The organism is Methylobacter sp. (assembly GCF_036845245.1).
GTDB lineage: Bacteria > Pseudomonadota > Gammaproteobacteria > Methylococcales > Methylomonadaceae > Methylobacter_A.
In genome coordinates this window covers 79,628-95,235 of record NZ_DAIUEH010000002.1, presented here as the reverse complement: position 1 = coordinate 95,235, position 15,608 = coordinate 79,628, and the positions used below count along the sequence as shown (strand labels likewise).

Here is a 15,608-nt window from a genome sequence, read left to right as displayed (position 1 = left end):
GCGCTGCCCGACCTACGGAACTGCCCCATATCGGCACCTTAACGCTTACAGAAGACGGCAGCCGAATTCAATTCAAAGCAGACGACGCGTTGGTGGCGTGTGTAACCAGAAGCCCGATAAACCCTAATGCGGATATCAATGAAGACCCGTTGGGGCGGTGAATATTCCAGACGGTAGGGCTAGAGTGTAGAATAAGCGTTTTTTGTTATGTAATGTGGAGGGATGTAATGATTTGCCAAAACTGCCAACACGAGCGATTTATAGATGATAATGATGTAAGCATGTCTTCATTGATATGCCCTAATTGTAAAATGCCTTATAAAAAAAAGCCTACCGATCCAGAGGTGCTGGCTAAGCTTCGCGCGGAACGCTTAGCATTGAAACCCAAGCAAAAAACCAAGGCTCAAAGTAAGCCCGCGCCAAAGCCCAAGGTTATTAAAGATCCCAAAAACAATACTGGGGGTTTAGAGATACTGGTGACGGTAGTCATGGTGATATTTCTTATTCGTTGTCAGATGCAAGATCCCGAACCTATTAGCCCTGAAGTAAAAGAAGCAAACTATATTGACCGGCAGCAAAATTTAATCAAAAGCACATTGAAAGATCCTGATAGCGCAAAATTTCAAAATAGTTTTGTTTCAAACCTTATTGGAGCGCCAATTGTTTGTGGCTATGTCAATGCTAAAAATAGCTTTGGTGGGTATACGGGATTTGAGAGGTTTATTTCAGGGGGAAGCATTCAGGTGTTGGAATCCCAAATGGCTAAAGGAGAAATGAGCAAATCGTGGGCAACGCTTTGCGGTAGTAAAAATTGACAAAAATAAAGCCGAGGGCTAATCTAATTGCGCTGGCATTGCTCAGCACGGGATTGGTCTCTCGGTTTCCAGGGCGTATGAAACGCCGCTTCATGCGGTTTTTTTATGCGCAACGTTCAGCGTTTCCTTTATGGTGGGCTGGGCGGGGCGCCCTTCGGGGCGGCCAGCCCTTGGACTGGTAGACCAACCCCGTTCAGCTCACCGCCAATGATTGGTCTCATTGGCGGCGTTAGAAATTACCATCCAAGGAAAAATCATGAACACATTACAAACCTATCAGTTTCAATCCCATCAATTCCGCGTCATTCCTAGCGCACAAGGCGAGCCTTGGTTTATTGCCAAAGACGTTTGCGATATTTTAGGCTACGCAAATTCTAGGGACGCTGTTAAAAAATCATGCAGATCTGTCGGTGTAGCTAATAGCTACGTCCCAGGATTATCAAACACTTACACCCTGATCGACGAAGGCAACCTCTACCGCCTGATCATCAAATCCAACAAACCCGAATCGGAGCCGTTCGAGTCTTGGGTCTGCGACGAAGTGCTTCCTTCCGTCCGCAAAACCGGCAGCTACGGTGTTGCGGATGAAACAAAACGCTTAGTGCAATCCTTGCAAGCCGAAGTGTTGTATGCAAACCCTCGCCTAAACGACGTGCTGAGCTTAATCCGGGCCGGTTATTCTCAGGCGCGCATTGCCGACATGCTCCGTATTGCCCCGTCGACAGTTTGGCGGGATTCCGGACGGCTGCGGGCCTGCGGTTTTGTGATCTGCGCCGATGCCGCACGCTTACCCGTACAAGGCGGTGCGCAATGAACCACGCCAAATATATCGCCTTGCTGGAGAAAGATAACGCCCGCCTGGAAGACGCCATTGCCGCCAGGGCCGAGAACCATAAATTACTGGATGAGAGAGTTCGGGAGTCTTTGCGTCGGGCATCGAAATACCTGGACCAATCGTGCGAGTCGGATAATGCGCAATACTTTGCCGATACCTTGGAGCTGCTGGATCTGATCAGTCATCAAGGCGGTCCGGCATGAATCCGGTTATCGAGGCCTTGGACCGCATCGATCACATCGCAGCTTGTCTGGAAGCGGTCGGCGACCTGATGAACCCGGAGCCGGACCTGCACGCGGGCAATCGCGACAAACAGGCCTTGCTGCTGTCGTTTCTGATCCAGGAACACCATAGCGCCCGCGCCCGGTTGGGCAATGCGCTTCAAGGAGAACAGGTTAAAGGGCGTTAACTTTTCCCGTTTTTCAACACTCAAAAGACCTTCCAGGTTTTTAAAACCTGGAAGGTCTACCTCAGGCAAAAGAAAAGGCCGGTTGATCCGGCCTTTTCTTTGCTGCGAAGCCCTTCGCATTACCGCCCCATCCCCTCGCGCGTAGACTCTGTGCAACCTTTACGCATGCGCAGAGCCTATGACATCCCATCCATCCACTATTTCAGCACGCGGCATCGAGCTGATCACCCGCACCGGGCATGACGATTGCAGTTTAGCGGTCTACCTGTGTCCGTCCAAGCGGGTTACGATCGGCTACGGTCATGTCTTGCTGCCCAAATTCGACTGCCATTTATTCCCCAATACCGATGCCGCGCGCTTGGCCCGCTTGATTGCCGCTTGTCGTGGCGCGGGACGGATAACGCACGAGGCTTCCGTGGTGTTGCGGATTAATGCCGACCAAGCCCGCCAGTTGTTAATCGGCGATGCTAGGCAAGCCGCTTTATTCTTAAGTTCCGTCACTCCGGTCCCGCTCAATCAAAACCAGTTCGACGCGTTGTGTTCGCTGATTTTCAATATCGGCCAGGGCAATTACGCCACCTCGACCTTACGCAAAAAACTGCATGCGGGCGATTACGCCGGTGCCGCTGCCGAGTTCGAGCGCTGGGTTATGGGCACAGTGGACGGCCAGCGGCAACGCTTGCCCGGCTTAATCAGCCGCCGCGCCGCCGAGCGCGCCCTGTTCGAGGCCGCGCCATGATCCAGCTGTTATCAATCACTTACCCGGCCACGGTAGTGGCGGTGTTCATCGTATTTTTCGCCCGCGTGTGGTTAACCCGCAGGCGGCGAAAAACGACCAACGTCTGCATGGTCATTCATTCTCAAGATGCAGAAATTCTATTGGAAGCTTTTATGTTGAAAAAAATCAGTTTGGCAGCGTCATATCTTATTGTGTCTTTGACCGGCGTCTCGGTGACGGGCGCCACCGCAGTGCTGGATGGTGCGCTGTCTGTGGTGTCGTCCGATCCGGGCGTGCTGACGGTGACGCCGCAAGAAGGCGGGCTATTCAGGGTTGATTTGATCGGTGTCGGCCAGGCGCAGCTTATCGTATCCGGCGATGCCGATTTAGGCGACGGAGTGCGCACGATCTCGCAAGAGTTCGGCTTCGAGATTTATGACCCGTTCACCGAGGCCGACCATTTCGACCTGGCGATTGTCGAGTGGCAACTGCGCGATGCGGCTGAATTAAGCGATCCGTCGGCGGATAGTCAAGCCGCCGGTGCAAGCGAAACCGCATAAGCGTCTTTTAAACAGGTTCTCAAGCTACGGCTTGGGAACCGCAAACCGGGCTGGTTATTGTGGACAGCAAACACATTTTTAAAAGCAAAACGTTTTGGTTCAATATCGCGGCCGCCCTAGTGCCGCTGTTGGCTGACAACCTGCATTTAGTGCGCAGTTATCTGCCTGATTGGGCTTACCTGGTTTATATGTGCCTGGTCTCCGCCGCCAATATCTATTTACGCAGCATCACCACGCAACCCCTAACCCTAAAACGCAAGCGAACGCTATGAAAGGACTCGAAGCCCTATTAAATCCCGATGAGCATCTAACCGATGACGACAAAGGCCTGCATGCCGAGCAATTCGACACCGAGCTGGCGTTATTGCAACACCGCCAGCGCCACGCCGTTGACCCGAATGCGGTATCGGCCGAACGGTGTGAGCAGTGCGGCAACGAAATTCCGGAGCCGAGGCGCTTGGCGTTGCCGGGCATTGAAACTTGTATCGAATGCGCCAGAGAAGCGGAGCGTAAGGAGAAGTTAGGACGATGACTATGGATGAAACCAAATTTTTGTTCGATGTTGTGCAGACATTGATGATTGCAGTGATCGGCATTATGAACTGGCTGAATAATCGCCAGCGCGTAACCAACGAAACCATCAACAAACTGGAAACCGGTATTGACGACCGGCTGGACGATCATTCCGAACGCTTGACGCGGCTGGAGCAGGACGTCAAGAACGCGCCCAAGCATGATGACTTGGCCGAAATTTACCGGGAAATGCGCAAGATGGCGGACACCCTGGGTACGATGAATGCCGCGTTATCGGCACAAACCGCAGCCCTGACCGCACTGAAAGAACAAGTCGGGCGCATGGATTCGTTCTGGCGCGATCATAAATAGAGGAGGCATTATGGACTACAACGAACACATGACCGCCCACCGGCGGTTGACGATTTTAAACCTGTTATCGGCCGGTGCAGCCTATACCCTGCACGAGGTCGACCTGAAAACGGCATTGTCCCAGCACGGCCAAGCGGTCGGAACCGATACGTTGCGTGCCGATCTGCAATGGTTGCACGAACAAGGCTTGGTCGTGGCCAAGCACGAAAATAGCTTTTGGTTTGCGACCTTGACCGCCAAAGGCGACGATGTGCGCCAAGGCTTATCGACTGTGCCGGGTGTCGCCAGGCCGGAGCCGAAGTAATAATGCCGCCACGTCCAGCAATCAGCCAATTACCCGACGCGGTATTGACCGAGCTTAACCAGCGCCTGATTAGCGGCGGCTTTAGCGATTATTCCGGATTATCGGATTGGTTAAAGGCGCAAGGTTTTCAGGTCAGCCGTACCTCGGTTGGTGACTATGGTAAAGACCTGAAAGCCAGCATGGAAAAAACGATCATGCGCGCACGGGAGCGGATGGAGATTGCCAAAGCCATGGGCGGTATGAGCAACGAGGAAAAAGCCGCGTTGCTGGAAGCCAGTGAAATGGTTGCCATCGATCAGATGATGGATGTGCTGGAAAGCATGCAAGGCTGGGAAATGGCCGACAAAGCGACCGTTATCCCGAAGCTGGCCAGGGCCATTGCCGATATTGGCCGTAGTGCCATCGGCTCGGCCAAGTGGCGGAAAGATTTTGAGGTCGAAGCCAAACGGCAAGCCCGCGAGGAAGCGGCTAAACAAGTTGATGAAATGGCAAAAGCAGCGGGCTTTGATGATGAGCAAGCCCGGTTCTGGCGTCAAAAAGTATTGATGGGCGGCGTTTAATGAGCCTGGCCCCGTTAGGCGACACCCAGCGTATTGTTGAATGGGATGAACTGCCTGAAAAGGTGCGTGACATTCCGGACGGCTTTAATCCGATGGATGACGGCGTATTCATGAAGCACCAGGTCGAATGGGTGCGATTGATTCATTCGGTCGATTTAGCGATTGGCGAAAAATGCCGCCGCTCCGGGATTACCCTGGCCACGGCTCTGGATGACACCATCACCGCAGCATCCAGGAAGTCCGCAGGCGGCTCCAATGTGTTTTATATCGGCGATACCCGCGAAAAAGGCCTGGAGTTTATCGGTTACGTTGCCAAGTTTGCTAAGGTGATCGTATCCGCCCAGGGCGAAGGCGTCAGCCAGATCGAGCAGTTTATTTTTGCCGACCAGGACAAGCGCGGCGAAGCAACTCAGGATATTACGGCGTTTCGAGTACGCTTTGCATCCGGGTTCCGGATTGTGGCGCTATCCAGCCGCCCGGAAAACATCCACGGTTTGCAAGGCATCGTCGATATTGACGAAGCCGCCTTGCATAAAGATGTCCGTAAAGTCATTGAGTCCGCCACAGCGCTGCTGATCTGGGGCGGAAAAATACGCATTATCAGCACTCACCGGGGCATTAAAAACCCCTTCAATCAATTAGTCTCGGACGTGCGCAACGGCTTGTACGGCAAATCGGCGGCAGTTTTTAAGATCACTTTTGATGAATGCGTCGCCAATGGATTGTATGAGCGGGTGTGCTTTATGCAAGGAAAGCCGGTCACCGAAGAAGGCAAAAAAGACTGGTATCTGCGTATCCGTAAAGCCTATGGGCCGCGAAAATCAGCGATGCGTGAAGAGCTGGATACGGTGCCGCGCGATGGCGACGGGTCGGCCATACCGGGTTTATGGATCGAGCGGGCTATGAAAGCTGTGCGGCCGGTGCTGAGGCTATCGTTTGATGAAGACTTTAAAAATTGGCCGGTTGAAACCCGCACCCGTGAAATAGACGCCTGGATAAAGCGCGATTTAATGCCCTGTATTACGGCACTGGATAAAACCGAGTCGCATTTTTTCGGCATGGACTTTGCCAGAAAAGGCCATTTGTCTGTCATTGTGCCATTGATTAAAAAAAGTGATTTAAGACGCCAGGTGCCGTTTGTGGTCGAGTTGCATAATTGCCCGATTTTACAACAGCAGCAAATACTATGGAGTTTGATAGCACTACTCCCTAATTTTAGCGGCGGCGCAATGGATGCGACCGGTCCAGGGCAAAACCTGGCGGAGCTGACCTGGGAAAAATGGAATTCTGTTGTGCAGGTGACGCTGTCATTGGCTTGGTATCGCGACAACATGGCGGCATTCGTGCAGACCTTTGAGGACGACATGATGGACATCCCGCGCGATCTTCAGCATGACTCTGACCTGCGGGATCTGGAACGGGTCGATGGCATTATTAAATTGCCGAAAGACACGACAGAAAACGACGAAGGCATTGAACGGCACGGCGACTATGCGATAGCGCTGGCTTTGGGCGATTTTGCGGCACGGACCATTAAGCCCATCGTGGCTGCCTATACACCTATCCACTTTAAATTTCTATAAGCACCATCATGGCTATAGCGACATCAACCAAACTTGATAAAACCTCCGACCAGTTTTTGCTGGACAGTTATTCGGGGCTCGGCGGTTATGCTTCAGGGGCTTACTTGGTGCCCCACGGCCGCGAAGAAGAAGACGATTTTGAGGCGCGCAAAAACCTGGCGGTTTATCGCAATTTCGCCAGAAAGATCGTTGACGTGTACATGGGATTTTTATGGAAACAACCGCCCAATCGCGAAGTCGACGATCTTTACACGCAATTTATGGCGAATGCCGATGGCGCCGGCGGCAAGCTGGATTCGGTATTATCGAGCCATCAACGGCTGGCGATGATATTAGGGACCGTCTATGTGATTGTCGATAAGCCTCAGCAGCAAGGGCAAAGCCGCGCCGACCAAGCCATTCCTTATCTGGCGCTACGCATGAAAAACCAGCTGGTTGCAGAGACCAAGAATGCGGCCGGTGTTTGGCAGTCGGTAACCTTCGTCGAACAGGAAGGCAATGAAAAAGTGTATCGAACCTTTACGACCACCGGCTGGCGGCTCACCAAGGATCAGGAAGGTAGCGAAGTGATTACCCGCACTCTGCCGGATGGCAGCACAAAGGCGGAGCAAGGCGACTATAAAATAGGCAGGGTTCCGGTCGTGCGTTTGCATATCGCCAAGCCGTTAAACCCTACCGACAGTTACAGCCAGTCGTTTTTTTACGATCTGGCGCAACTATGCTGGGAGTTGTACAACATCGGTTCAGAGCTTCGGGAGCAAGAACGGGAGCAAGCATTCTCGATTTTGACTATCCCGGCCGCGGACAAGGAAGAGCGCGAGCGCTTGCAGAACTTGACCATCGGCACCAAAAACGGGCTGACCTACAACCCGACCGGCGGAGGCCAACCCGGCTATATTGCCCCGCTGCCCGATCCGATGGCGCATTGCATGCAGCGTATGGCCGCAATAGTTTTGGATATTTATCGCGTGGCAAATCTGGAGTTTGTCGGCAGCGTGCAGCCGTCCGGTGAAGCGCTGTCGTTCCATTTTATGGAGGCCAACTGTTCGTTGAGCGGCATGGCCGAGATGTGCGAGTCTGCCGAAACCGAGATAGCGCAGCTGGTTAGCTTGTGGCAAGGCGGTAAATTTACCGGCAATATCAGTTATCCGACCGATTTTAATCTTTCCGATGTGATCAAGGCCATTGGCATTGCGATGGACTCGATTAACTTGGGCATGGGCGCCGAGTTCGATAAAGCCGTTAAAAAGTTGCTGGCCAAGCAGGTTTTAAGAAATGACGTTTCGTCCACGACGATGGCGGCGATTGAGAAAGAAATTGATGCGATGGGGGATACTTACGGCGATAGACTGGCACGGCAGCAGGCGGGAGCATGAATAATGATATTTTGATAGCGTGGTCGATATTTTTTATCCAATGGCTTTTGGCCCACGATATAGCTTTGCAATGGAATGCAATCGGCATGATGGTGTTGTGTGTCATTCTGGATAAACGGGAAAGATTATGAACAAGGTAGTTGATCTGTCGGTTGTATCCGACTCAGCGTTGCATTATTCGCCGATTGACATGCTGCGCGATGCAATCGTCGACATCGAAAACAATAACGGCGCTTATCAAGGCAAAAAAGCCTTTTTCATTATCGTGGACGATCAAGGCGATGGTTATTCGTTTGCCTGGAAAATGTCTGGGATGCGCAAGCACGAAGCGATCGGCGTGTTGGGTGTCGCTAAAACCAGGTTAGCCGCAGATTTGGCTGGATTATGACTGCATATAGCCAAGCGCATCTTGATCGATGCCGAGAGATTGTTGCCAGTCAGGCTCGGCAGTATATGAACGTACGCGAACAAATCAATTGCGGAGGTTGCGGCAAGTCAACCGTGATATGGTCGCAATTTCGTTGTTTCCATTGTGGCATCTACTATTGTAGTGGTTGTGCTAAAGATCATTTCGGCCCTGATCTGGGGCCAGTTGGATAATGCCCGACTACGCCGAACTCTACAAACGCCTGGCGCAAGAAATCCTCAAGCGCGACGGCCAAATAACCGCCGACACCGGCGCATTCGTCAAACAATTTCTAACCCAATTAAGAGCCCAAGGTTGGCGGCTGTCAGGCGATGCCGAAGCCGCCCTGAATGCGCATTTATCTACCGTTAATAACACGCTTCAAGAGGCTATCAGTAGCGCGGTAGTAGTGGCATCCGGTTTGCCGCTGACCGTTGCCAGCCTGCAATCCGAAACAGTCCTGAAGCTGGCCGAGCAAGCTTTTATTACGCGTTGGCCGGACGGTTTGACCTTGTCCGATCGTATTTGGCGCTGGAAAACCGACACGCGTCGCGGCGTGCAACAACAGTTACAAGCCGGTATTCGCCAGGGCAAAGCGACCAGTGCTGTCGTGTACGATATGCAACGGGCCATCGAACGCGGCGGGAACCGCTTTAAGATTGTCACCAACCATGCAGACGACTGGGTCAAAGAGTTGCACGAATCGGCAATCGGCCTGATCCACGACCCGAACGCCCGCGCCGATTGGAACAAGGTTGTCGGCGAAGCGGAAGAGCGTATAGCGATGCTCAAAAGCACGGGTTCCCGCTCCGCCGCCGAGCAGGTGTTAAAGCAAATCAAGGCCGCCGTCGACAAAGGTTCCGAGGCATTAGTCGACAAGGCCGTCAAATGGTGGGTGTACGACAAGCAACTGTACAACCTAAAACGCATTGCTAGAACCGAGATGGCGGACGCCGCACACAACGCGGTGATTGCCTCGGTCGAGGGCGATGAATCGGTCATCGGCTTCCAGTGGCGCTTATCGTCCAGCCACCCGACTACGGATATTTGCGATTATTACGCCAATATCGAAATGGGGCTTGGCAAGGGTGTGTTCACCAGGGATACGGTGCCGCAGCACAAAGCTCACCCCCATTGTATGTGCCTGTTGGTCCCCAGGGTGACGCCGATCAAACAGAAAGGCTCGAAAAATTACGCCGAATTTGTCAAAAACGCCACGCCCGGGCAGCGGCAAACCTTGTTGCCGAACTGGGCGCAAAGCGCTTTGCAGGCCGGCGTGCCGTTGAATGACTTGATAAGGTCCGACGGTTTGGGGCTGGTAACGCATAAAGCCCTGAAGGCGCAATCTCCGTTTGAAGCTGCCCGGCATAAAGGCGGCGCGCATCACGGCTGGTATTTGAAATCTCAGGAATTAACCGACGCCGAGCTGGAAAAAGGCATAAAATCGCTACAAAAGCAGATCGATAAACACCGGCTTTGGATTAGCGACCCGACTACCAAAATCCCCGGCTTTACAAGCTTTCATCCCGATAGACAACGGAACTTAATTGAACGAAAATGGCCGCAAGACATTCAGCGTCAGCAAGAACAAATCACCATACTCACAGGCATTTTAAGGGAGCGCAAACATGACCCAGCAAACTAAATACGCATTGATACTGAACACCGTGATTGAAATAGCCAAAGCCCGAGGGATGGAGAGTCCCGGCAGCAACGAGGCGGCTTTGTGTTACGACTTGATCGAGGCCGCCATATCGGAAGCCGAAGTGTGGGATGTACCGTTGGAAGAAATCGGCTTGGATAACTTCGATACCAACCAACTGTTGCAGTCAAAAGCGGCTTAAACAAAAAATGTAGGTTGGGCTGAGGCACGAAGCCCAACGGACCGAAGCTTTAAAGTGTTGGGCTTCCTTGCGTCAGCCAACCTACAAAATATGATTAAAACGAGAAACTTAAAATAAGCTCATTTAAGCCTCAAAAGCACCTCAAGCGCTGTCGTTGTATTCTAAAAAAAGTTAACACCCATTTAACGGGCCTTCTCGTTGCTTTTAGGCTGATTTTCAGCCGGTCTTTTTAGTCGTTCTCTAAATTATCCCTTCATCCTACTGCGAAGCCCTTCGCATTACTTCCAACTTCATCACCCGGTAACCTGTGCTGGAAATTTATTTTTTCCTTTGTACAGGATTTCGAGCATGTTCAGACCCAGTCATAAATTATTCAACGCCGAGCCCGATCAAGCCGCTGGCGGAGCACCCCAGAATACCCCTACCTCTACTGTCACTCCCGAAGCCGGTGCTCCGGCTTCGGGTGCGGTTGATGTACAGGCGCAAATCAATGCCGCGCTGGCTCAGCAACAAGCTGATTTTGCCGGGCAATTGAAAGCAGCAACCGGACACAGCGACTTAAAGGCGCTGACTGAGGCAAATCTTAAAGCACAGGGCAGGCTGCAAGAGCTGGCAGACGCTAGAGATGCTGACGCAAAAAAATGGCAAGGCAAGTACGAGAAAATGGCTGTCGCTCATGCACTGCTGGCAGCGGCGACCGAAGCAGTCGATCCGGCCACGATTAAAGAGCTGTTAGCCGTCCGTGCCAAAGTTGATGACAACGATAATGTCACCATCGACGGCAAACCCGTTGCCGACGCGGTTAAAGCATTGCTTGAAGAACGGCCGTTTTTAGCCAAGGCCCAAGGCGACACCGGTTCTGGCGCGCCGCCCAATGCCGGTAGCGCGGCGAAAAATCCTTGGTCGAAAGAGCATTGGAATTTGACCGAGCAAGTCAACCTCAACAAAACAAATCCAACCCTGGCCGCGCAATTTAAAGCGGCTGCCGGCCACTAATTAGGAATCGATCATGGCAAAAACCACTATTGCAAACTTGTTGACGCCTGAAAACTGGGCAGCTTACCAGGTCAACCCGACCGCTGTTAAAGTCGCCATGTGGGCGAGCGGCATTGTCGGCGCGCTGACCGACCTTACCTTGCCCAGTGGCGGCGGCACGGTCAACCTGCCGTTTTTTGACGACTTGACCGGCGATGAAGAGAATCTAAGCGGCACTGATGCGTTGACTGTCGGCAACATTGGCGCCGCGAAAGATGTCGCGGCGGTGATTGGTCGCGGTCGTGCCTTTAGTGTCAACGATCTGGCCAAGGTGTTATCCGGCGCCGATCCGCTCAGGGCGATCATGGAGTTGATCGACAGCTATCAAATGCGCCAATCGCAAAAAGAGCTAATTAATATGTTAGCCGGCGCATTCGCTGCCGCGTCGATGGCCGGCAACGTCTCGGATATTTCCGGCGGTGCTTCGGAAGCGGTTCGCGCAATCAATCAAAATACGTTTCTGGATGCTTGCCAATTGCTGGGCGATGCCAAAGACGGCGTGTCGGCGGTGGCTATGCATTCGGCCACCGAGACGTACTTGGCCAAACAACAAATGATTGTCTACGAAACCACGGCTGACAAGAGTCAACGGATTGGCCGTTATCAAGACAAAGTCGTCATCGTGGATGACGGCCTGCCGGTCTCGTCAGGCACTTATACCTCGTATATTTTTGGTCCTGGCGCTGTTGGTTTTAAACAGGACACCATTGGCGAAAGCGACATTGAGACCGACCGCGATATTTTGGCCGGCGACACCGTGGCTACGTACCGTCGGCGCTTTATCCTGCATCCGCGCGGTATTAAATGGAAGGGAACGTCGGCCGGCGACTTTCCAAGCCGTACCGAACTGGCGACCGGCACCAATTGGGAGCGCGTGTACGAGAACAAGAAAATCCGCATCGTGCAGTTCAAACACAAACTTGCATAGGTGACGTATGGGATTGACAGCATTTAATCGGGCGCGGCGGGAAGCCGCAGCCCAACAAAAAACCGGTACTGAAGACAGCGACAACGCCAAGTCCGTCAAAAAAGGTAAAAGGAATGAGAAAACGGCTGATAGCCCTGATGCATCAACGTCTGCGGCTGCATCGGACACAGCTGACGGCCAGAAAAGCTAATGGACATTCGTCTCGACCTGGGCAATGTGCCGTCGGTGCTGGCGGCATTTAGCGATCCGCAACTGGCGCAGCGGATTGTTAACGCGGCCGCCGAGCGCTACACCGACGACACGCTGGACTGGATTCATGCCGGGCATGCCTTTACGACGCGTAACGGGCAGCTTGAACAATCTATCGGTTGGCATCCTAACGGCAACGGCTCGGCCACGGTTTATGTCAATGCCGATTACGCCATGTATGTTGAGGATGGCACCCAGCCGCATGTCATCAGACCGAAGGACCGCAAAGCCTTGCGCTTTCCTGTCGGAGGCGGTGCCGGTTTCGGTTTTGCCCGAGTCATTAACCACCCAGGGAGTAAAGCGCACCCTTTCTTTTTTGCTGATAGGGACAACCGAGTGGACAACATGCAAGCGGCCGCGATGTCGGTCTTGGCTCATACGATGGCTAATCAACATGGCTAAATATGCGCAATTAACCGATTGTACCGATCCGTCAATCACGGTAACCGAGACGCACCTGGATGCCGCCGACGTCTACGTCGACAGCGAATTATGGGCGCGGGGTATCGATCCGGTCGGCGTGGCCTTGCCCAATGCCGCGCTGACCAAGCTGGCCGCAACCTGGGCCATACAGTTGGCATCGGTTGAAGGTGCGATTACCGACAACTCGCCGCTGATCGATAAAGCCAGGCAATATCGCATCATTGCGGAAGCTATCGCCAAAGGCATTACCCGTGAATCTCTGGGGCTAACAATCAAGGCGGGTTCCGGCTTCGGCAATGTCAGGATTGGGCGCGGTTAGTGCATGAACGGGATCAAGTTCAAACGCGGCACAACCTTGGTGTTGCACGGTCAGTATCTGGACGATGCCGGCAACCCGGCGCCGCTCACCGGCGTAACGTTGAAAAGCCAGGTACGCGATAAGGACAAACTGATTGCTGACTTGACAATTACAGTCATTGACGAAGACGCAGGCGATTATGAGCTATCGGTCCCGGCCGGAACGGCGAAATGGCCGGTCGGTACGCTGGTCTGGGACATTAAGGAAACTGTCGCGGGTGTACACCGGTATACGCAGACCTTGACGATGCTGATTGAGGACTCGGTAACCGAATGAAGCATGCGTTTACCGCGTTGCCGGGGTCGGACATTGCCATTGTCGGCCAGGGCGTTGTATCGACGACGCATGCTTTAACCGCACTGCCGGATGTCGGGGCGGAGGTGTCAGGCGGCCATGTGATGGCCTTACACCGGCTGAGTCTGGCGGCGGCCTCATCGATTGAGGTGATCGGGGGCGGCGGCAGTGTGACGGTCGCGGTGTTGTCTGAGTTTGGCATGCCGGGGCTAAGCGCCTATCAGGTGGCGGTATTAAATGGATTTGTCGGCGATGAGGCGGCTTGGCTGGCGTCATTATCCGGTCCGCCTGGTGGTGAAGTTAGTTTTGATGTGGATTTAGTCACGATTTACAACCTAAGTAAGTAGGAAATAACCATGAGTTTGGAAACACGTTTAACCGCTCTGGCGCAGGCCTTGGGCACCGATGTTAAAGCATTGACCACCGCTATTGGCGTGTTGTCCGGCTTGAATACCACCACTAAAACCAGCTTGGTTGCCGCTGTCAACGAAGTATTGGCCGCGGGTGCTGCCAATGCCGGCAAAATCGGCGACACCAGCGCATTAACCACCACGGCGAAAAGTAACCTGGTCGCTGCCATCAATGAGATCGATGCGGCGCTGGATAACCTTGATTTGACTGGATTGATTGACGATCTGGCCGCATCGAGCGTGACCGACAAGACCTACTCTGCAAACAAGATCGCCAGCCTGATTGCTGCGGCGATTGCCGGGCTGGTTGATTCGTCTCCTGCGACGTTGGACACGCTGAATGAACTTGCGGCCGCATTGGCGAACGATCCTAACTTTGCGGCCACGATTGCGGACTCTCTAGGCAACCGGGTCCGGGTCGATGCGGTGCAGACCTTTACGGGGCCGCAGCAAACTCAAGCGCGGGATAACATCGGCGCTGCGAGCGCTGCCGATCTGGCGGCGTTAATTACTGCGCTGGGCGACCTCGATCATGATTTTGTCGCCGACTATAGCGCAGCCAAGGCGTAAGTCATGAGCTTACAACAGAGGCTGATTGATTTAGCCGAGGCCATTGCCGTGGACATCGCGGCATTGGAACAGCGCAACACGTCGATGGGCAATACCTCTAACATTATCGCCGTCGATACCACGATTGCCGCAGGCACCTCGTACATCGTGATGGATACGCTCGATGTGAGCGCGACTTTGACGGTCAACGGTTATTTGGGAGTTTTATAAATGACAGGACAAATCATATTACTGAGCGGGACAGCCCCTAATCCGCCGTCCACGGGTAAAGTTTCGATCTATTCAAAATCGGACAAAACTCTGTATACCCAAGACGACCAGGGAAACGAACAAGCCTTGGCGACCAATGTGATCGGGGCTGTATCCCGCTGGCCGGGCATGACGGTGCCGAATGGTTTTGCCGTATGCAACGGGCAGCTGCTCAGTGTCAGCCAGTATCCTGGGCTGTTTACGGTGCTGGGCAATAGCCACGGCGGCGATGGCGTAACCACATTCGCTTTGCCCAACTTGCGGAGCGCGGGAGGCTATCAAACGATTATACGGGTTTGCAATGCGGCGGAGGCTGTCGCCCCAGTTACCGTTATAGTCCCTTGCGTCATTCATGGTCCGATGCCCGATGGCTACTTAGTCGGCGATGTGTTGGCCTTTACTGTGCAGCTAATCGAACCTGTAGCAGTGGCGGGAGGCCCGCCTAAATTATCTATAACCATTAACACGACCACTTACTCATTGACACGGCAAGCCGGAGCCACGGCAACCGAGTGGCACTACCAGCACACCATGACAACCAGTGATAGTGGCACATTATCCGCCGCGATCGATTTGAACGGGGCCGCCTTAACCGTCGGTTCTGCGTCCGCCACGTTAAACGCGGCTTATTTTTCAAATAACAAAAATCTGTCTACCGATCCTGATGTCCTGAGTGCCGCGATGACGCCTGCTGCCGAGACGTCTTCGATTTCGCAAAATCACGCGCTTTCGGCGATTGAAGCAACAACGACACCCACTGCCGATACCGGTAGTGTTTCATAAAATTAATTTCTGAG

27 protein-coding genes are annotated in these 15,608 nt (G+C 53.2%); 26 read left to right on the top strand and 1 reads right to left on the bottom strand.

Annotation, left to right across the window (positions count from 1 at the left end; genetic code table 11):
* Positions 1-281: 281 nt before the first annotated feature.
* From V7051_RS01325 to V7051_RS01315, 3 genes are all read left to right on the top strand, one after another.
* Positions 282-815, top strand: coding sequence for a hypothetical protein (locus V7051_RS01325; RefSeq protein WP_334181106.1), 534 nt, complete (start codon positions 282-284; stop codon positions 813-815).
* 256 nt (positions 816-1,071) lie between these two features.
* Complete coding sequence (locus V7051_RS01320) at positions 1,072-1,629, top strand: BRO family protein (RefSeq protein ID WP_333873084.1); 558 nt, start codon at positions 1,072-1,074, stop codon at positions 1,627-1,629.
* The gene (locus tag V7051_RS01315; protein ID WP_333873083.1) at positions 1,626-1,853 is read left to right on the top strand and encodes a hypothetical protein; all 228 of its coding nucleotides are present in this window, start codon (positions 1,626-1,628) and stop codon (positions 1,851-1,853) included. Before V7051_RS01320 ends, V7051_RS01315 begins: the two co-directional genes overlap by 4 nt.
* Here V7051_RS01315 and V7051_RS01310 read toward each other — a convergent pair.
* Positions 1,835-2,179, bottom strand: a complete 345-nt coding sequence (locus V7051_RS01310) for a hypothetical protein (RefSeq protein WP_333873082.1) — start codon at positions 2,177-2,179, stop codon at positions 1,835-1,837. The two genes, V7051_RS01315 and V7051_RS01310, sit on opposite strands and share 19 nt — an antisense overlap.
* A gap of 58 nt (positions 2,180-2,237) precedes the next feature.
* Here V7051_RS01310 and V7051_RS01305 point away from each other — a divergent pair, with 58 nt between their 5' ends.
* The 23 genes from V7051_RS01305 (at position 2,238) to V7051_RS01195 (ending at position 15,594) form a co-directional block, all read left to right on the top strand.
* Complete coding sequence (locus V7051_RS01305) at positions 2,238-2,798, top strand: lysozyme (protein WP_333873081.1); 561 nt, start codon at positions 2,238-2,240, stop codon at positions 2,796-2,798.
* On the top strand, positions 2,795-3,337 hold the full coding sequence (locus V7051_RS01300; protein ID WP_333873080.1) for a hypothetical protein: 543 nt from the start codon (positions 2,795-2,797) through the stop codon (positions 3,335-3,337). Before V7051_RS01305 ends, V7051_RS01300 begins: the two co-directional genes overlap by 4 nt.
* Positions 3,338-3,396: 59 nt before the next feature.
* Positions 3,397-3,609, top strand: coding sequence for a hypothetical protein (locus V7051_RS01295; RefSeq protein ID WP_333873079.1), 213 nt, complete (start codon positions 3,397-3,399; stop codon positions 3,607-3,609).
* On the top strand, positions 3,606-3,869 hold the full coding sequence (locus V7051_RS01290) for a TraR/DksA C4-type zinc finger protein (RefSeq protein ID WP_333873078.1): 264 nt from the start codon (positions 3,606-3,608) through the stop codon (positions 3,867-3,869). The genes V7051_RS01295 and V7051_RS01290 overlap by 4 nt, the downstream gene beginning before the upstream one ends.
* A 2-nt stretch (positions 3,870-3,871) precedes the next feature.
* Positions 3,872-4,222 (top strand): DUF2730 family protein, encoded by a 351-nt coding sequence (locus V7051_RS01285; RefSeq protein ID WP_333873077.1) that lies wholly within the window; start codon positions 3,872-3,874, stop codon positions 4,220-4,222.
* Between the two features lie 10 nt (positions 4,223-4,232).
* The gene (locus V7051_RS01280) at positions 4,233-4,526 is read left to right on the top strand and encodes a VpaChn25_0724 family phage protein (protein WP_333873076.1); all 294 of its coding nucleotides are present in this window, start codon (positions 4,233-4,235) and stop codon (positions 4,524-4,526) included.
* A 2-nt stretch (positions 4,527-4,528) separates the two neighbouring features.
* A complete protein-coding gene (locus tag V7051_RS01275) occupies positions 4,529-5,086 on the top strand; it encodes a phage protein Gp27 family protein (protein WP_333873075.1) in 558 nt (185 codons plus the stop codon).
* The gene (locus tag V7051_RS01270; RefSeq protein WP_333873074.1) at positions 5,086-6,669 is read left to right on the top strand and encodes a hypothetical protein; all 1,584 of its coding nucleotides are present in this window, start codon (positions 5,086-5,088) and stop codon (positions 6,667-6,669) included. Before V7051_RS01275 ends, V7051_RS01270 begins: the two co-directional genes overlap by 1 nt.
* A gap of 8 nt (positions 6,670-6,677) precedes the next feature.
* A complete protein-coding gene (locus V7051_RS01265) occupies positions 6,678-8,045 on the top strand; it encodes a hypothetical protein (protein WP_333873073.1) in 1,368 nt (455 codons plus the stop codon).
* A complete protein-coding gene (locus V7051_RS01260) occupies positions 8,042-8,176 on the top strand; it encodes a hypothetical protein (RefSeq protein WP_333873072.1) in 135 nt (44 codons plus the stop codon). The genes V7051_RS01265 and V7051_RS01260 overlap by 4 nt, the downstream gene beginning before the upstream one ends.
* Entirely contained in the window at positions 8,173-8,433 is a 261-nt protein-coding gene (locus tag V7051_RS01255) for a hypothetical protein (protein ID WP_333873071.1), read from the top strand. Before V7051_RS01260 ends, V7051_RS01255 begins: the two co-directional genes overlap by 4 nt.
* A gap of 211 nt (positions 8,434-8,644) precedes the next feature.
* Positions 8,645-10,096 carry a hypothetical protein gene (locus V7051_RS01250; RefSeq protein WP_333873070.1) on the top strand — a complete coding sequence of 484 codons (1,452 nt, stop codon included), beginning with the start codon at positions 8,645-8,647 and terminating at the stop codon, positions 10,094-10,096.
* Positions 10,080-10,295: a hypothetical protein gene (locus V7051_RS01245; protein WP_333873069.1), complete on the top strand. Its 216-nt coding sequence runs from the start codon at positions 10,080-10,082 to the stop codon at positions 10,293-10,295. Before V7051_RS01250 ends, V7051_RS01245 begins: the two co-directional genes overlap by 17 nt.
* A gap of 348 nt (positions 10,296-10,643) precedes the next feature.
* Complete coding sequence (locus V7051_RS01240; RefSeq protein WP_333873068.1) at positions 10,644-11,291, top strand: hypothetical protein; 648 nt, start codon at positions 10,644-10,646, stop codon at positions 11,289-11,291.
* Positions 11,292-11,304: 13 nt separating this feature from the next.
* Positions 11,305-12,258, top strand: coding sequence for a major capsid protein (locus tag V7051_RS01235; RefSeq protein ID WP_333873067.1), 954 nt, complete (start codon positions 11,305-11,307; stop codon positions 12,256-12,258).
* A 7-nt stretch (positions 12,259-12,265) separates the two neighbouring features.
* On the top strand, positions 12,266-12,448 hold the full coding sequence (locus V7051_RS01230; RefSeq protein WP_333873066.1) for a hypothetical protein: 183 nt from the start codon (positions 12,266-12,268) through the stop codon (positions 12,446-12,448).
* Positions 12,448-12,909 (top strand): HK97 gp10 family phage protein, encoded by a 462-nt coding sequence (locus V7051_RS01225; protein WP_333873065.1) that lies wholly within the window; start codon positions 12,448-12,450, stop codon positions 12,907-12,909. The genes V7051_RS01230 and V7051_RS01225 overlap by 1 nt, the downstream gene beginning before the upstream one ends.
* Entirely contained in the window at positions 12,902-13,249 is a 348-nt protein-coding gene (locus tag V7051_RS01220; RefSeq protein WP_333873064.1) for a hypothetical protein, read from the top strand. The genes V7051_RS01225 and V7051_RS01220 overlap by 8 nt, the downstream gene beginning before the upstream one ends.
* A gap of 3 nt (positions 13,250-13,252) precedes the next feature.
* Positions 13,253-13,564, top strand: coding sequence for a hypothetical protein (locus V7051_RS01215; RefSeq protein WP_333873063.1), 312 nt, complete (start codon positions 13,253-13,255; stop codon positions 13,562-13,564).
* Positions 13,561-13,929, top strand: coding sequence for a hypothetical protein (locus V7051_RS01210; protein ID WP_333873062.1), 369 nt, complete (start codon positions 13,561-13,563; stop codon positions 13,927-13,929). Before V7051_RS01215 ends, V7051_RS01210 begins: the two co-directional genes overlap by 4 nt.
* Positions 13,930-13,938: 9 nt before the next feature.
* A complete protein-coding gene (locus tag V7051_RS01205; RefSeq protein ID WP_333873061.1) occupies positions 13,939-14,562 on the top strand; it encodes a hypothetical protein in 624 nt (207 codons plus the stop codon).
* 3 nt (positions 14,563-14,565) lie between these two features.
* Positions 14,566-14,772 (top strand): hypothetical protein, encoded by a 207-nt coding sequence (locus V7051_RS01200; RefSeq protein ID WP_333873060.1) that lies wholly within the window; start codon positions 14,566-14,568, stop codon positions 14,770-14,772.
* Positions 14,773-15,594, top strand: coding sequence for a phage tail protein (locus V7051_RS01195; RefSeq protein WP_333873059.1), 822 nt, complete (start codon positions 14,773-14,775; stop codon positions 15,592-15,594).
* Positions 15,595-15,608 lie beyond the last annotated feature (14 nt).

What these genes read in the sequence shown, in the direction of transcription:
- V7051_RS01325 (WP_334181106.1), top strand. Translation starts at nt 282, where the DNA reads ATGTCTTCATTGATATGCCCTAATTGTAAAATGCCTTATAAAAAAAAG.
- V7051_RS01320 (WP_333873084.1), top strand. Translation starts at nt 1,072, where the DNA reads ATGAACACATTACAAACCTATCAGTTTCAATCCCATCAATTCCGCGTC.
- V7051_RS01315 (WP_333873083.1), top strand. Translation starts at nt 1,626, where the DNA reads ATGAACCACGCCAAATATATCGCCTTGCTGGAGAAAGATAACGCCCGC.
- V7051_RS01310 (WP_333873082.1), bottom strand. Translation starts at nt 2,179, where the DNA reads ATGCGAAGGGCTTCGCAGCAAAGAAAAGGCCGGATCAACCGGCCTTTT.
- V7051_RS01305 (WP_333873081.1), top strand. Translation starts at nt 2,238, where the DNA reads ATGACATCCCATCCATCCACTATTTCAGCACGCGGCATCGAGCTGATC.
- V7051_RS01300 (WP_333873080.1), top strand. Translation starts at nt 2,795, where the DNA reads ATGATCCAGCTGTTATCAATCACTTACCCGGCCACGGTAGTGGCGGTG.
- V7051_RS01290 (WP_333873078.1), top strand. Translation starts at nt 3,606, where the DNA reads ATGAAAGGACTCGAAGCCCTATTAAATCCCGATGAGCATCTAACCGAT.
- V7051_RS01285 (WP_333873077.1), top strand. Translation starts at nt 3,872, where the DNA reads ATGGATGAAACCAAATTTTTGTTCGATGTTGTGCAGACATTGATGATT.
- V7051_RS01280 (WP_333873076.1), top strand. Translation starts at nt 4,233, where the DNA reads ATGGACTACAACGAACACATGACCGCCCACCGGCGGTTGACGATTTTA.
- V7051_RS01275 (WP_333873075.1), top strand. Translation starts at nt 4,529, where the DNA reads ATGCCGCCACGTCCAGCAATCAGCCAATTACCCGACGCGGTATTGACC.
- V7051_RS01270 (WP_333873074.1), top strand. Translation starts at nt 5,086, where the DNA reads ATGAGCCTGGCCCCGTTAGGCGACACCCAGCGTATTGTTGAATGGGAT.
- V7051_RS01265 (WP_333873073.1), top strand. Translation starts at nt 6,678, where the DNA reads ATGGCTATAGCGACATCAACCAAACTTGATAAAACCTCCGACCAGTTT.
- V7051_RS01260 (WP_333873072.1), top strand. Translation starts at nt 8,042, where the DNA reads ATGAATAATGATATTTTGATAGCGTGGTCGATATTTTTTATCCAATGG.
- V7051_RS01255 (WP_333873071.1), top strand. Translation starts at nt 8,173, where the DNA reads ATGAACAAGGTAGTTGATCTGTCGGTTGTATCCGACTCAGCGTTGCAT.
- V7051_RS01250 (WP_333873070.1), top strand. Translation starts at nt 8,645, where the DNA reads ATGCCCGACTACGCCGAACTCTACAAACGCCTGGCGCAAGAAATCCTC.
- V7051_RS01245 (WP_333873069.1), top strand. Translation starts at nt 10,080, where the DNA reads ATGACCCAGCAAACTAAATACGCATTGATACTGAACACCGTGATTGAA.
- V7051_RS01240 (WP_333873068.1), top strand. Translation starts at nt 10,644, where the DNA reads ATGTTCAGACCCAGTCATAAATTATTCAACGCCGAGCCCGATCAAGCC.
- V7051_RS01235 (WP_333873067.1), top strand. Translation starts at nt 11,305, where the DNA reads ATGGCAAAAACCACTATTGCAAACTTGTTGACGCCTGAAAACTGGGCA.
- V7051_RS01230 (WP_333873066.1), top strand. Translation starts at nt 12,266, where the DNA reads ATGGGATTGACAGCATTTAATCGGGCGCGGCGGGAAGCCGCAGCCCAA.
- V7051_RS01225 (WP_333873065.1), top strand. Translation starts at nt 12,448, where the DNA reads ATGGACATTCGTCTCGACCTGGGCAATGTGCCGTCGGTGCTGGCGGCA.
- V7051_RS01220 (WP_333873064.1), top strand. Translation starts at nt 12,902, where the DNA reads ATGGCTAAATATGCGCAATTAACCGATTGTACCGATCCGTCAATCACG.
- V7051_RS01215 (WP_333873063.1), top strand. Translation starts at nt 13,253, where the DNA reads ATGAACGGGATCAAGTTCAAACGCGGCACAACCTTGGTGTTGCACGGT.
- V7051_RS01210 (WP_333873062.1), top strand. Translation starts at nt 13,561, where the DNA reads ATGAAGCATGCGTTTACCGCGTTGCCGGGGTCGGACATTGCCATTGTC.
- V7051_RS01205 (WP_333873061.1), top strand. Translation starts at nt 13,939, where the DNA reads ATGAGTTTGGAAACACGTTTAACCGCTCTGGCGCAGGCCTTGGGCACC.
- V7051_RS01200 (WP_333873060.1), top strand. Translation starts at nt 14,566, where the DNA reads ATGAGCTTACAACAGAGGCTGATTGATTTAGCCGAGGCCATTGCCGTG.
- V7051_RS01195 (WP_333873059.1), top strand. Translation starts at nt 14,773, where the DNA reads ATGACAGGACAAATCATATTACTGAGCGGGACAGCCCCTAATCCGCCG.